At 71.1% G+C, this 13866-nt stretch carries 7 protein-coding genes and 1 pseudogene; 3 read left to right on the top strand and 5 right to left on the bottom strand.

All coding sequences use genetic code 11. The features are described 5' to 3' along the window. Positions 1 to 113: 113 nt before the first annotated feature. From OH809_RS09960 to OH809_RS09970, 3 genes are all read right to left on the bottom strand, one after another. Positions 114 to 446: a hypothetical protein gene (locus OH809_RS09960; protein ID WP_406422751.1), complete on the bottom strand. Its 333-nt coding sequence runs from the start codon at positions 444 to 446 to the stop codon at positions 114 to 116. Continuing rightward, positions 443 to 721: a hypothetical protein gene (locus OH809_RS09965; protein ID WP_406422750.1), complete on the bottom strand. Its 279-nt coding sequence runs from the start codon at positions 719 to 721 to the stop codon at positions 443 to 445. The genes OH809_RS09960 and OH809_RS09965 overlap by 4 nt, the downstream gene beginning before the upstream one ends. A 373-nt stretch (positions 722 to 1094) precedes the next feature. Next, positions 1095 to 1271 carry a hypothetical protein gene (locus OH809_RS09970; protein WP_406422749.1) on the bottom strand — a complete coding sequence of 59 codons (177 nt, stop codon included), beginning with the start codon at positions 1269 to 1271 and terminating at the stop codon, positions 1095 to 1097. A gap of 375 nt (positions 1272 to 1646) precedes the next feature. On the opposite strand from OH809_RS09970, the gene OH809_RS09975 reads away from it, so the two are divergent. The 3 genes from OH809_RS09975 (at position 1647) to OH809_RS09985 (ending at position 11594) form a co-directional block, all read left to right on the top strand. Then, positions 1647 to 1901 (top strand): winged helix-turn-helix domain-containing protein, encoded by a 255-nt coding sequence (locus OH809_RS09975; RefSeq protein ID WP_406515021.1) that lies wholly within the window; start codon positions 1647 to 1649, stop codon positions 1899 to 1901. Positions 1902 to 2094: 193 nt separating this feature from the next. Then, positions 2095 to 9171, top strand: coding sequence for a DEAD/DEAH box helicase (locus tag OH809_RS09980; RefSeq protein WP_406422747.1), 7077 nt, complete (start codon positions 2095 to 2097; stop codon positions 9169 to 9171). Then, positions 9168 to 11594: a UvrD-helicase domain-containing protein gene (locus OH809_RS09985; protein WP_406422746.1), complete on the top strand. Its 2427-nt coding sequence runs from the start codon at positions 9168 to 9170 to the stop codon at positions 11592 to 11594. The genes OH809_RS09980 and OH809_RS09985 overlap by 4 nt, the downstream gene beginning before the upstream one ends. A gap of 65 nt (positions 11595 to 11659) precedes the next feature. Here the strand turns inward: OH809_RS09985 and OH809_RS09990 are convergent. Continuing rightward, positions 11660 to 13297 (bottom strand): annotated as a pseudogene (locus OH809_RS09990) (SWIM zinc finger domain-containing protein). Positions 13298 to 13715: 418 nt separating this feature from the next. Beyond that, entirely contained in the window at positions 13716 to 13832 is a 117-nt protein-coding gene (locus OH809_RS09995) for a DUF397 domain-containing protein (protein WP_406422745.1), read from the bottom strand. Positions 13833 to 13866 lie beyond the last annotated feature (34 nt).

Consider the following 13866-nt stretch of genomic DNA (forward strand, 5'->3'; position numbering starts at 1 on the left):
CGCCGTTGGCCTGACTCGGGACGGCGCCTTGAGCCCTACCGAGACCACCACCCCTCACGCCACCATTAGGGCTGCCGCGCTGGACCAGCGCAACGGTCACGGTGGAGCGGGAGTCAGAACTCGGCGGGGTAGTCGTCGGCTCTGATCACGCGGGCGATGTAGAACCCGCGCTCGCCCTTGGCCGTGGCGGCCTCGTGGTACTCGATGAGGCCAAGTCCGCGCGGTATGGGCGAGACATACGCTCCGGGGATGCCCGGGAGCGGTCGGCCGCTGGGAGGAAGCACTCCCAGTTCCAGAGCCTCGCGCATCTCAACCATGACGGAGGAGATGGCCGACATCACGTCGGCGGGGGTGCCGAGACTGAAGAGGACCTCTTCGACCTGGGGCGAGAGGGTCAACGGATCCTCCTCCTCGGGCCCCTCGTACGGGTCGCCCCCGTCGCTCACCGTCCGCGCTCCCGCAGTTCTCGCATGACCGTGGAAGCAGGACGACCAGGAGCAGTGCGCGCCTTCACCCCGGCGGCGGTGCGGGCGGTCTGAGGGTCTCCGGCCACCTGGACGAGGAGCCACCAGTTCGTCAGGACGTGGCCGATCGTCTCGGGGGTGGCTTCGCCCATCTCACGGTAGAACTCCATGCGCTGCGCAGGGGGCAACGCGGCGGCGACGGCGTTCTGCGTGCGCGGGACCGGCTGCGGGTCGGAGTGAATCGGTTGTGTGCTCACGGTGACCTCCAGGGTGGGCCCCGCAAGCGTATCCGGCGGGGCCGTGGACGCGTCGGCTCTCGCACAGCTCAAGGCCGAATCGGCGCCGGTGCGGGGCGCCTCGGCCGGGGCGCGGTCGAACGCGGGCAAGGTCACCATGCACCGCGCGATCACTCGGCACCGCCCCGGTGCCGGCCGTGCTTGCCCTGGAGGAGGTCAAGTACATCGGGCACCGGCGGGAAGTGCGGTGCACACTCCGGACACGCGTACACCTTCCACCCGGGCCCCGAATTCTGGCGCACCTCGGCAACGACCACGGGCGCGTCCGTAATGTGGTTGCAGCGCACGCACATGCGGACGGGCTTCCGCCTCGGCGCGCCGGGGGTCGGCTCGCTCACCAGACCACCCCGACCGCGTGCACGTCCCGGGTGTCCAGGTCGATGCCGAAGTCCACCGCCATCACGAGGCTGAGGCGCCGCCGCCGCTGGCGAGCGGCGCGCTCCTCTTGCCGCTCGCACTCGACCATGTAGGGGCGGACGAGGGCCGTGTCCTCCCCCTCGAGCACTTCCATGAGCCCGTACGGGGACCTGGGCCGCGCGGTCCGCCCCCAAGCCGGACCGAACCGCCCGCACAGACCCTGTCGGGTAGGGGCGCCGATCTGGCTGGCCCCTTCCATCCGCCGGACGGAGGCCGGGGCGGCCGACAGAGTGCCGGCCCGGCGCCTCCCAGAACCAGGCGCAAGCACGCCCAGCAGCCACGCGAGCAGCGCGGCGATAGGGTTTTGCATAGCCGAAGCTCCAATCTTCGGTGAGCCCCTGAGCGATCCCTAGGCCGGATCTCTCGGGGGCGTTTTCGTGTCGCGCATCCAGTCTACGCACATCGTGCACAGTGTGCACTGCGTGCTCCTCAAAGTGTGACTTGCGCAGTGTGCACAGAGCATGGAGGTGTGATCTACGAATGGCAGCGGGTAGCAAACGACCTTGAGCGCCGCATCCGTGCTGGAGAAATCCCGCCGGGCGGGCGACTGGAGAACGAGCGCGAATTGGCAGACATGTATAGCGTCAGCGCGGGAACGGTGCGCCGCGCTGTCCGGGAGCTGCGTGAGCGCGGCTTGGTCGGGACCCTGCCTGCGAAGGGCTCGTACGTCGTCGACGCACTCCCGTCCGCCACCGGCCCCGAGGGCGACGAGTCCGCCGGCTGACACGCCTCCGCGCTCCAGGCCCCTCAGGGGCGCCCGCCCCTCCTACCAGCCCCTCCCGGCCGAATCCGGCCCCGCTGTACGACCCCGCACGTAAAGTGGTCGAGATCGGGGGCAAATCGATCAACCCCCGATCGGTGACACGAGTCCGGGGCAGACCCGGAGCAGGACATACGGGGGAGGGCCGGCGGGCGCCATGAGACCCACACTCGCCGCGCAGGCGCTGCGCGACACCACGGTCGAATATCTGACCACCACCTTCGCGCTGGCCGAGCCCGCCACCCAGGAGGCACTCACCGGCTTCCTCACCGACCCGGTCGACGGGCTCTTCCGCGGGCCGTACCACCGGATCCGGCGGCCGTTCCGGGCCGCCGAGGACGGCTGGCAGCGGCACCTCGACTGGTACAAGGGCGATTTCTGGCCGTACGCGCACCAGGCCGAGGCCTTCGCCCGTCTGACCACCAAGGACGGGCACGTCCCGCAGCCCACACTCGTCACCACCGGTACGGGCTCCGGCAAGACGGAGTCCTTCCTCGTCCCGATCATCGACCACTGCCGCCGCGCCAAGGCGGCCGGCAAGCACGGGATCAAGGCCGTGCTGCTCTACCCGATGAACGCCCTCGCCGGCGACCAGGCAGACCGCATCGGCAAGCTACTGAAAGACGTCCGGCTCGAAGACGTGACCGCCGGGCTCTACATCGGTGAGGCGAGCTCCGCCAAGAACGGCTCACCGTACGGGCGGGTCGCGGTGGACCGGGCCGAGATCCGGCGGAATCCGCCGGACATCCTGATCACGAACTACAAGATGCTGGACCTGCTGCTCCAGCGGCAGCAGGACACCCCGCTGTGGGTCGACGCCGACCTCGCGTACATCGTGATCGACGAGTTCCACACCTACGACGGTGCCCAGGGCACCGACGTCGCCATGCTGCTCCGGCGGCTCGGCGCGGTCGTCGGGGCTGCTGAGGAAGGCCGGCCGCTGGGCTCGATCTGCCCGGTGGCCACCTCGGCGACCCTCGGCGAGTCGCCCGTAAGCGACCGGCAGGACCAGGGCGGCGCGGGCGGTCCCCGCGCCATGCTCGACGTGGCCTCACAGGTGTTCGGCGTGCGGTTCCCCGACGACGCGGTGGTCGGGGAGGACCGGCGGGACCTGAACTCCTTCCTCTCCCCCGTCGACCTGTCGCTGCCGCTGCCCTCTCCCACCGACCTCGTGGCCCTGCCCGATCCTCCCGCCGCCGACGACGGGCTCGACGAGGTCTCCCGCCTGGTGCTCGGCTGTGACACCTCCGACGCCCGCGAGATGGGGCGCCGCCTCCTCGCGCACCCACTCACCCACGATCTGCTGACCGCCGACGTGGACCAGCCGCTCACGGCCGAGGAGATCCTTGCCGCCTTCCCTACCAGTTCCGCATGGCGCGTGACGGCGGCCCAGGACCCGGAGGCTGCCAGCAAGGCGCTGGCCCGGTTCATCGCCCTGATCTCCGTGGCCCGTGACCCGGGGGCGCCCGACGACAAGGAGCGGCCCCTGCTGCTCGTCGAGACGCACCTGTGGGTGCGCTCGCTCTCCCGCGTCCTCAGGTTCGTCTCGCCGGAGCCCGTCTTCTCCTGGACGGACGCCGACCAGGCCGCCACCGCCGCCGTCGCCTCCGCCGTGCAGGAGGACCGTCGCCGGGCCGTGGCGCGGGCCGGACGGCTGCCGTCCACGTACTGTCGGCACTGCGGGCGGTCCGGCTGGAGCGCCATCAGCCCGGAGCGCAACCCGAACGCCCTGGTCACCGCACCCGACGACATCTACCGGCTCAGCGCCGGAGGCGGCACCGGCAAGGCCCGCGTACGGGCACTCATCGCGGCGACTCCCGCCGAGGTGGCGAAGCAGGCGCGGCAGGCGCTAGACCGGCGCATGCGACGCGGAAAGCGGGCGGCGATCCGTGAGGCGACGGTGCTCGTCCTGGAGGACAGCGGGGAGGCACTGCGCCCGATCGACCCCGACGAGGTGTTCCGCGCCGACGGCTCGATCGCCAAGGCCCCGGAGAACGGGGTGTTCGTCAAGACGTGGTTCGACAACGCCGACCGTGACGAGTACGCGAAGCAGGACCGCTGCCCGGCATGCGGGCAGGCGCAGGGCATCCGCTTCCTCGGTGCCGGTGTGGCCCCGCTCGCCTCGGTGGCCGTCACACAGCTGTTCACCGGCGGAGAACTGCCTAAGGAGGACGCCGAGGGCAACGACCGGCGCAAAACCCTGATCTTCAACGACTCCGTGCAGGACGCGGCCCACCGGGCCGGGTTCGTCGCGTCGCGGGCCTGGAAGTTCTCGCTGAGGTCGCTCGTCCAGGAGCAGTTGGCGGAGCGCTCGGTGGAGGAACCGGGCTTCGCCGCCGAAGGCGTACCGCTCAATGAGCTGATCGCCTCGCTGGTGAAGCGGGCCTCCGTGGACAAGGAGAAGCTGCTGGCCTCGGTCGTGCCGCCCGACCTGCACGACGTGGACCGGGTGAAGCGACTCCTCACCGGCAAGAAGCGGCTGCCCAAGGGGACGTGGGACCTGGTCGGGGAGCGACTGGCGTTCAACACCCTGCTGGAGTTCGGGCTGAACTCGCGTATGGGCCGGACGCTGGAGCTCACCCGCACGGTGGCGGCCGAGGTACATCTGCGGGACCCGGAGCGCGCGGCGAAGGTCGCCGAAGGGCTGTACGAGGAACACCTGCGGCGACAACTGCCCGTGGACCCCGAGGAGGCAGACGGCGACGAGCCCGCCGGGGAACCCGCACGGCCCGCCCTTCCCGCGTCCGGGCCGGAGCGGCTGCGCCGCTTCGAGGGGTTCGTGCGCGGGCTCCTGGAGCACGTGCGGATCAGCGGCGGCATCCGGCACGAGTGGCTGGACAAGTTCATCGACGCCGAGGGGCGCAGCCGGTACACGATCTGGGGCGGGCGTCCCGAGGGCATGCAGGCCTTCGGCTGGAACTCGGACGCGCCGGCCTTCGTCCTGGTCGGGTCGCGTGCGGGCAAGACGGACTTCGAGCGGGTCGACACCAGGGAGAGCTGGTACACCGACTTCGCCGAGCGCTGCCTGGACATGGACCGTACCCTCGCCACCGGCTACCTGGCCGAACTGCTGCCACGCCTGGCGGACACCGAGATCGGCGCCCTGGCCCACCGGCGTACCGGGGAGGACAAGGCGGGCGGCAACGGCCAGGGACACGGGGTCTACGGGCTCACGCCCGGGCACATCCGGGTGCGGCCACTGACCGACGAGCAGACGGCGCACGCGGCGCTGGCCTGCCCGGAGTGCGGCTGGACGCAGACGGTGCCGCCGGAGCGGGTCGGGGTGTGGCAGGGCCTGCCCTGTCCGCTCAAGGGCTGCGCGGGGCAGCTGGCGGTGCCCTCGGCGCAGGCTCCCGGCCGGGCCGGGCGGGACTACCGGTCGGACTACTACCGGCGACTGTACCGGGAGGCGGGACCGTACAGCGTGGTCGCCGCTGAGCACACCGGTGTGCTCAGCCGCAAGGAGCGCGAGGAGGTCGAGAAGGGCTTCCGGCAGGGTGTCCGGCACACCGACCCGAACGTGCTCTCCTGCACGCCCACCCTGGAACTGGGCATCGACATCGGCCAGTTGGAGGCGGTCGTGCTGGCCTCCATACCGCCGAGCACCGCCGGATACGTCCAGCGGGTCGGCCGGGCCGGCCGCTCGACAGGCAACGCGCTCATGGTGTCGCTGGCCGACACCAGCCCGCGCGCCCTCTACCACCTGTCCGAGCCCCGACAGCTGATCGCGGGACGGATCCTGCCCCCCGGCTGCTTCCTGTCGGCGGGCGAGCTGCTGCGCCGCCAGTACGTCGCCCATCTCATCGACCTGGCCGCGCGCGGCCGCCTGGAAGGTGTGATCCCGCTGCCCGACCGGGTGACCGCCCTGTTCGGGCGGGTCGGCTGGCTGCGGCGGTTCTCGCAGGCCGTGACCGGCCGGAGGGACTTGGTCGACGACTTCCTGAAGCTGTTCCCCGAGATCGACGGAGTGCCGGACTCGGGAGTCTCCCGGGACGCCCGAACGGCGCTGCAGCGCTACGCTGCGGGGAAGCTGGCCGATACGCTGCGGGACGCCGAGGAGGCATGGGAGGCCGAGCGGGCCGAACTCGTGGACCGCCGCGCCCTCATCAACGAGGCGGCGGAGGCGCTGCACGAGAACGTGGAGGACGAGGCCCGGGAGAAGCGGAACCTCGCCCGGGAGGCGATGGTCGTCGCGAAGCAGCTCCAGGAGTTCGCACAGGCCGGGGCCCAGGCGTTCCTGGTCGAATGGGGTCTGTTGCCGAACTACAGCCTGGTGGAGGACGGCGTACGCCTTGAGGCCGCGCTGACCCGCAAGGAGCCCGCCCGGCGCGCCCGAGGCGCCGCCGATGCCGACGCGGACAAGGCACCCGCGTCCCAGTGGCGCACCGAGACCCGGACGTACACGCGGCCGTCCGAGTCGGCGCTCACCGAGCTCGCCCCCGGGAACTCGTACTACGTCCTCGGCTACCACCACACGATCGACGGCTTCGATCTCGGCCCGCGCCCCAAGGAGGACGAGGAGGACCCGCGTTCGGCCGTGGTGGCCTGGCGGGTCTGCCGGGAGTGCGGACACGTCCGCACGAAGAACGCCGAGGCCGACACCTCGCCCTGCCCCCGCTGCGCCGGACCCGGCATCGGCGGCCGTGCCGCGCTGCACCACGTGATCGTCCCGCACAAGGTCACCTCCCGGGACAAGCGGGACGACGCCCGGATCATCGACGACCACGACTCGCGCAACCAGCGCTACTACTCGACGGCCACGGCGGTGGACATCGACCCGGCCGCGATCAAGGAGAGCTGGCGGCACTCGGGAGCCACCTTCGGCGTCGACCACGTGCGCGAGGCGTTCATCCGGAGGTTCAACCTCGGCCCCGCCAAGCTGAGCCGCCGCCCGGACACGTACTTCGCCGGCACCGAGGTCACCATCACGCCCTTCGTGCTCTGTCCGCTGTGCGGCGGCGCCACCGACCGTGAGCCCGGACACACCCCCGCACAGGAAGAGCTGTCCGAATCCCTCGCCGGACGCCCGGAGTTGGCCCACCACCGTCCCTGGTGTCCCACACGGCGCCGTGGCCGGTCCGTCCAGGCCCAGGACCGGCGGGTGATCACCGCCACCGAGCACCGCACCGAGGCACTGCGCATCCTGCTGCCCGCCGCGACCCTGCACGTGCCGGAACGGCTGGCTTCGTTCTCCGCCGCCCTGCACCTGGGGCTCGCGCTGCGCTACGGCGGGGACCCGGCGCACATCCGGTCCACCCCGAGCACGGAGCCGGACCGTGAGAGTGGGCTGACCCGCAACTACCTGGTGCTCTACGACTCGCTGCCCGGCGGCACGGGATATCTCCAGCGGCTCGTCGAGGGTGTGGGCGAGGAGTTCCGGGCGGTGCTGGCGGCAGCTCAGGAGTACCTGGGCGACTGCCCCTGCAAGGACGGGTCTCGGCGCGCGTGCCACCTGTGTCTGCTGGGGTACGCGCCGGAGCGCGAATACCCGCTCCTCGACCGCCGCGAAGCCCTGTGGATGCTCGACGACGTGCTCGGTGAGGACGGGCACAGCCGGTGGGACGTCAAGTCCGTCCGCAAGGACCGGGCAGGCCGCACGGAGGCCGAGGAGGAGGACCGGAGGCGCTTCGCCCGGCAGGCCCAGAGCGACCTGGAGCGGCGCTTCATCGACTGCCTCGACCGCTGGCTCGCCGATCCCGCCAACCAGGCCGACGTGGAGCACGAGGAGACCCCGACCGGTCGCCAGGGCAAGCAGTTCACGCTGCGCCGACGGGACGGCTCGCCGATCCGCTGGGAGTCGGTGGCGCAGAAGCCGCTGCATGCGCAGGGCACGGTGCCGGATCTGCTGCTGCGCCCCGTCGCGGGTGAGACCACCTCGGACGGCGCGCCGCCCATGCCGGTGGCCATCTATTTGGACGGCTACCGGTGGCACGCATCCGCGGCGACGAACCGGATCGCGGGGGACGCCGCCAAGCGGGCCCGGCTGCGTGCCGACGGCACGCTGGTCTGGCAGATCACCTGGGACGACGTCATGGCTTGGGAGAAGGAGTTGCGCGCCCGAGCCGGACGCGGTGCGGCGGCGGACGGGGACGAAGCCGCGCAGGCACTCACCCCTGCCCTGGCCGGGCCGTCTGCACAGGCCGCGTGGCCGCCGTACGCCGTCGACGGCGATGACGCACCAGGCGGTCGGGCACGTTGCAACTGGGCGCGGCAGCGGCAGGATCCGGCCGAGATCGACCGGCTGTTCGCCGGTGCCGTCCCCGCCCTGCTCGCCTTCCTCGCCGACCCGGATCTCCGACGCTGGCACGCGCTGGCCCGGCTCTGTGTCGCGGGTCTGCTCCCGCTGGCGAAGCGGGAGGAGGTGGTCGACGCCTCTCCCGAGGCCGCCGTTCCGTGGATCGAGGCGACTCTGCGGGGCGACGCCCGGCCACCGGTGAGCGGTCAGGGGCTGAAGCTCTATCCCGTGCGCGACGGCTCTGGCCTGCCTCTGACGCTGATCGGCGACGCCCGGGTGAAACCGCAGGGGCTGAGCGCGCTGGCCGTGCTCGACGACCGTGCCGAGGCCGTCGCCGGGGACAGTGACACGCACCGGCGACGCTGGAAGGCGTGGCTGTGCTGGGGGAACGTGCTCCAGTTCCTGGATCCGACGGGAATCGGCCGGGCCGATGGGCTCCAACTCACCCGCAGCGAGCTGGACTCCTTCGACGCGGGGCTGCTGGCGACCACGGCCGTACGGGCGGACGGACTCCTCACGGCCCTGCGTGAAGAGCTGCCGGGCACGGGGCTCGTCGTACCGGAACGGGAGGACCGGGAGGCGTCGCCGGAGGCGGCCGCCGGGGCGACTCCGAATGCCGAGCCCGAAGCCGTCGGGGCACACGCGGCGCCCACGGCGCTGGAACGCGCCGCCTGGGAGCTCGTCCTGCGCGAGCTGTCGTACGTGGGCGATCCGGCGATCGAGGCCCTCGCCAAAGCGCTCGCGGAGCGCGGGGAGGTGCGGGCCGCCGAAGCGGGCTGGGATGCCACTGGTGTCTCCCGACCACTGGAACTCGCCTGGCCGGACCACAAGATCGCGGTCGTCCTGGACGAGGACGCGGCCGACGGCGCCTACATGGCGGAGTGCGTGGCCGCAGGGTGGCGGGTCCGGGCCCCGGGTGGCTGGGACGAGAAGGAGCTCGCCGCCCTGCTCGACGACCGGCAGGAGAGCGCATCCGGAGAGGGAGGGGACGGGCGATGAGCCATGGGGTCAGGACACAGGTCGCGGTCACACCGCAGGCCAACGAGGACATCCGGCGCCTCGACGCGGCCACGAAGAACGCGGTGGGCGACTTCGTCCGCCGGCTGCGGGCCGACCGGTCCAACCGCGCGCTGCGGCTGACCTTCCTGCGAGAGGCGGGCGGAAACGGGCGCCTGTTCCTCGCCGCGCTCGACGGCAGTCGCATGGGGCTGCTTCTTGAAACCGAGGAGAACCGCTTCAGTCTGCTGGCCGTCCGGGTCGGGCCGGCGGCGCGAGACGAACTCGCTCGGCTGACCGTGGAGATCAACGCGGTCTCGGGCGGGGTCGAGCTCGTCGACCAGAGCGAGGTCAGCGCCAATGTGGTGGCGATGCCTGCGCGGCCGGAGCCTGGTCCGGAACCGGGTACCGCTCCGGAGGAGTCCCCGGCCGCCGGGGCAACCGGTTCTCCCACTGCTTCTCCGGCCGACTCTCCGGCCGTCGTGGAGGCCGCATCGTCCTCCGAGGCCATTCCGGCCGCCCTGCCGGTCCCCCTCTTCGCCCGCTACGGCGACGAGGAGCTGGTCGGGCTCGGTGTCATCGCCTCCCTGCTGCCCGCCCTGCGACGGATCACCGACAGCCGCCAGCTGGTGGCCGTGCTCGGTCACAACCTCCCCGGACTCACCCGGGACGTGCTGCTGGCACTGCACGACGGCATGGAGCCGCGCGAGGTCCGCAGATTCATCACCGACCAGTGGCGGGCCGAGGAGAAAGTCGATCCGCAGGACTGGGCCCGGGCGGCGCGACGCCCCGTCTCCCAGGTGAGTACGGAGGACTCGGCAGTCCTGGACGCGCTCGGGGACAGTTTCGACGCCTGGCGGCTCTTCCTCCATCCCGAGCAGCACAGGCTCGCCACCGCATCGTTCAAAGGATCGGCGAAGGTCACGGGCGGGCCGGGCACCGGCAAGACCGTCGTGGCGCTCCACCGGGTCCGGCACCTCGTCGCCCAGCTGCCGCCGGGTCAGACCCGGCCCGTACTGCTGACCACGTACAACACGAACCTCGCCGCCGATCTGAGGGAGCGCCTGCATCGGCTCGGCGGTGACGCACTCGTACGCCGGGTCGACGTCAAGTCCGTGGACCAGCTCGCCCGGGAAGTGGTCGAGCAGCATCCGGGTTCCGTGCTCGGTACGCCCATGGGCGACGAGGAGGCCATGGCGCTCTGGCACCGCGCGTGCGCCGAGGTGGGTGTCTTCGACTACGACGCCGACTTCCTCGACTCGGAGTTCAAGCACGTCATCCTCGCGCAGGGCTGCGGTACCGAACGTCTGTACCTCCGCGCCGAACGACGAGGCCGGGGTGTGCTGCAACGGGCGGACCGGAAGCAGGTATGGGAGCTGGTGGAGACGTATCGCGCTCTGCTGGACGGACCACCCCGGCGCACCACGTACGCGCTGATCGCCGACGAGGCCGCGCGGATCGAAGGGCGCCGCATGGCCAAAGCCGTCGAGCAGGCGCGATACAAGGAGGAGCACGGCGGCCTGGACCTCATCCATCGTGAGGCCGGCAGCGGCATGTTCCACAAGCCCCGCTATCGGCACGTCGTGGTGGACGAGGCGCAGGACCTGTCGGCCTCGCACTGGCGGATGCTGCGTGCGATGGCGGCACCCGGGCCGGACGACATCTTCCTGGTCGGCGACACCCACCAGCGCATCTACTCGCACCAGGTGGTGCTGGGCAGGCTCGGCATCAGTACCCCTGGACGGGCCTCCCGGCGGCTGACCCTGAACTACCGCACGACGCGGGAGATCCTGGGCAGTGCACACGGCCTGGTGCACGGTGAAAGCTTCGACGATCTCGACGACGGTCCGGACACCCTGGACGGGTACCGGTCCGTACTGACCGGGCTGGCCCCTCAGTACTGGCGTGCTCCCGACTGGGAAACCGAGATGCGGGCCATCGCCACGCTGCTCAAGGAGCGCCATGAGCGCTACGGCACTCCGTACGCGGCCATGGCCGTCAGCGTGCCCGACAAGGCCGCCGTCACACAACTCGCCTACACCCTGGCGTGCAAGCCGTTCCTGATCCCCGCGAGCGAGATCGGCCGGGAGGGGCCCCGTGATACCGACACCGTGCACATCGGCACCATGCACCGGTTCAAGGGACTGGAATTCCAGCGGGTGTTCCTGGCGGGTGTCAGTGAAGGCATGGTGCCGCATCAGCGCATCGAGGCCTTTCGGCTGAGCAGCCCGGACCGATACCGCCAGGAGGAACAGCGAGCCCGTTCCCTGCTCTTCGTAGCGGCTACCCGGGCACGAGACGAATTGGTCGTTACCTGGCACGGTAGGGCGAGTCGTTACCTGCCCCAGCATGCCGACCGCGATGCCGTCCGTGCGGCATCCCTGTTGACGGACGATGGCCCTCCGTCGGGTTCAAACGCAGCCTGACCCATGGGGCGCAGATGCGCGTCCGAGTGGAGCAGCCCGCTGTCCGGCTCAATCGCCTTCCTGACTCACAGGCTATGTGCGTCCATCAGCCGCATCAGGTTCCGCTTGCGCTTCTGGGCGGCGCGCAGGTCGGCGGCGTACGCGGTTAAATCGTCTGGTGTGTCCAGGCGGTGGTGGCAGTCGCGGATGCTCAGCAGCAGGCTGACGAGTTGGTCGTAGGCGTGGTTGCCGGTCTGGCGGGTGAGCGGGGCGGCCAGGCGGAGGTAGACGGAGAGGGCGTCGGCGGGACTGGTCGGCGAGGGTGCGCCACTGGCCGTCGTGGGCACGGAACTCCGTGGCGACCTGCCAGGCGGCGTCGATGTCCTTGTCGTCCAAGAGGACGTCGACCAGGACGGAGCCCCTGTGGGTGTTCTTCCGTTCGGCTTCGGCGCGCAGCAGGGCCAAGGCGTTCTCCCGCTCGGTCGGCCAGCGATCGGCGGCCCGGGCGGCGGCGCGCAGCTGTTGGTAGGTGAGCAAGGTGGGGCGAGCAGTGAAGTGATCACGGCGCAGGGCGACGGCGTCCGCGAGACGGCCGGTCTGCTGGTAGCGGTCGGCGAGATGGTTGACCAGGGTGGTGTCGACCGTGGCGAGTTCCTCGGTCTCACGAATGCCGCGCTCGGCCCATTCAAGGCTTCGGCAGGGAGGCCCGCGATGTCGAGTTCGCGGGCGATGAGCAGGTGGGTGGCCGTTCGACGCGAGGTCGGCAGCGTGCACGGCGATCGCTGTGTCGACGTCCCGCCCCGCCTTCGCCAGGCGCTGCATCATATGCTTCTCGGCCCAGCGGTGCGGTGGGCCTTCCACGCGTCGACCGCGTACCGGCGCAGGGCGGCCACTCCCCGCGCCCCGAGCAGGTCCTCGTAGTCGAGCGGGTGGATGTCGGTCAGGTCGGCCGCGTCGTCGAGCGCGTGGGTCACCAGCCAGTGCGCGAGGTCCTCCGGGTCGGGGCGGGCCGCGCGGCAGGCGTCGTGGTGGGCGTCGGCGAGGTCGGCGCCGATCTGGCCGAGCCTGCCGTCGGAGTCGTCGGCGCTTTCGACCACCCCGGCCAGCAGCCCGATCGCTTCCCGCGCCAGCGCCACCGCGTCGGTGGCCCGATCCGATTCGGTCAACGACCGGATCGCGGACACCGCCTGTCCGGCCTGGTCGGCGTAGGCGTACTCGACGTAGCCGTACCGCGCGAACGGGGCGATGTCGAGCCGTTCACGTACCCGGGCCCGGACCCCCGCCAAGTCTCCCCTGGCGCTCGCCGCCCGTGGCTCCAAACGGCGCCGAAGCTGCCGGTCCTCGGCCATCTCGTACCGTACGAGGGTGAGTAGTCCCTCCCTCGACAGACCCGACAGCCAGGCGTCGAGGCCCCGCGCCCGGTCGCGGGCCGACTCACGCCGGCGGGGGAGGTCTGCCTCCTGGGCGATCACGGTCAGACCGAGAGCGACCAGGTGCTTGCAGAAGTTGCCCTCCTGGCCGTACGGGCAGTCGCACGTGCCCGGCGGTCCCCTGCGCCCGCCCAGGAGCAGCTCCACCTCATATCGTTCCGTGCCGCGGACCGACGCCCTGATCCAGCCGTCACCGACCTCCACACCGGACACCGCATCGACGTAACCGAGCCCGCGTTCGAACGAACGCGCCCCGGCGAGCGACCTCAGCTTCGCCTCGGTAAGACCGCTCACGACTCCCCACACTCCGACTTGGCCCCTCTCGACGGCCCTCACGCTAACGGCCACCACTCGAACGGCCCTGACGATCAGCGCGGCAGCCAGTCCCACGAGGGACCGCTCCCGTCCTCAAGTTGCCGGTGACGACCGTCGGTACGAGCTGTGGGGAAAGGTGCACGACGGCCAGCGCCTCAACGGCTCGTATCAGGTGCCGTCGCGACGCATCGACTCGCGACGGCTGTTCAGACGGCTGGGCAAGCACTGGACGCTGCCCCGCCGAACTGGCGGGCCTCACGCGGCATCAGGTGAAGACGTTCGACAAGATGAGCGGACCGGATTCCGTCGACCATGGTGAGCCACCCTCCAGGGACGGTTCATTGCATCGTTCTGTCCTGGGCCCACGGCACGAACACGCGGGAGGCCCAGGACAACATCACAGCTCGAGCAGGAAGTCGAAGTCCGAGTCTTTCACGCCGAGCAGCCACGCCTTCGCCTCAGTCGGCGTGAAGACGTGAGGCAGCCGGTCGGGATTCTGCGAATCCCCGACCAAGACTCCAATTGCACCAGGTCGTCGGGCAGGTCTG

It is taken from the genome of Streptomyces sp. NBC_00873 (assembly GCF_045207415.1).
Lineage (GTDB): Bacteria > Actinomycetota > Actinomycetes > Streptomycetales > Streptomycetaceae > Streptomyces.

Bases quoted from the DNA above. Each gene is read 5' to 3' on its own strand.
- OH809_RS09970 (WP_406422749.1), bottom strand. From the start codon at position 1,271: ATGGAAGTGCTCGAGGGGGAGGACACGGCCCTCGTCCGCCCCTACATG.
- OH809_RS09980 (WP_406422747.1), top strand. From the start codon at position 2,095: ATGAGACCCACACTCGCCGCGCAGGCGCTGCGCGACACCACGGTCGAA.
- OH809_RS09985 (WP_406422746.1), top strand. From the start codon at position 9,168: ATGAGCCATGGGGTCAGGACACAGGTCGCGGTCACACCGCAGGCCAAC.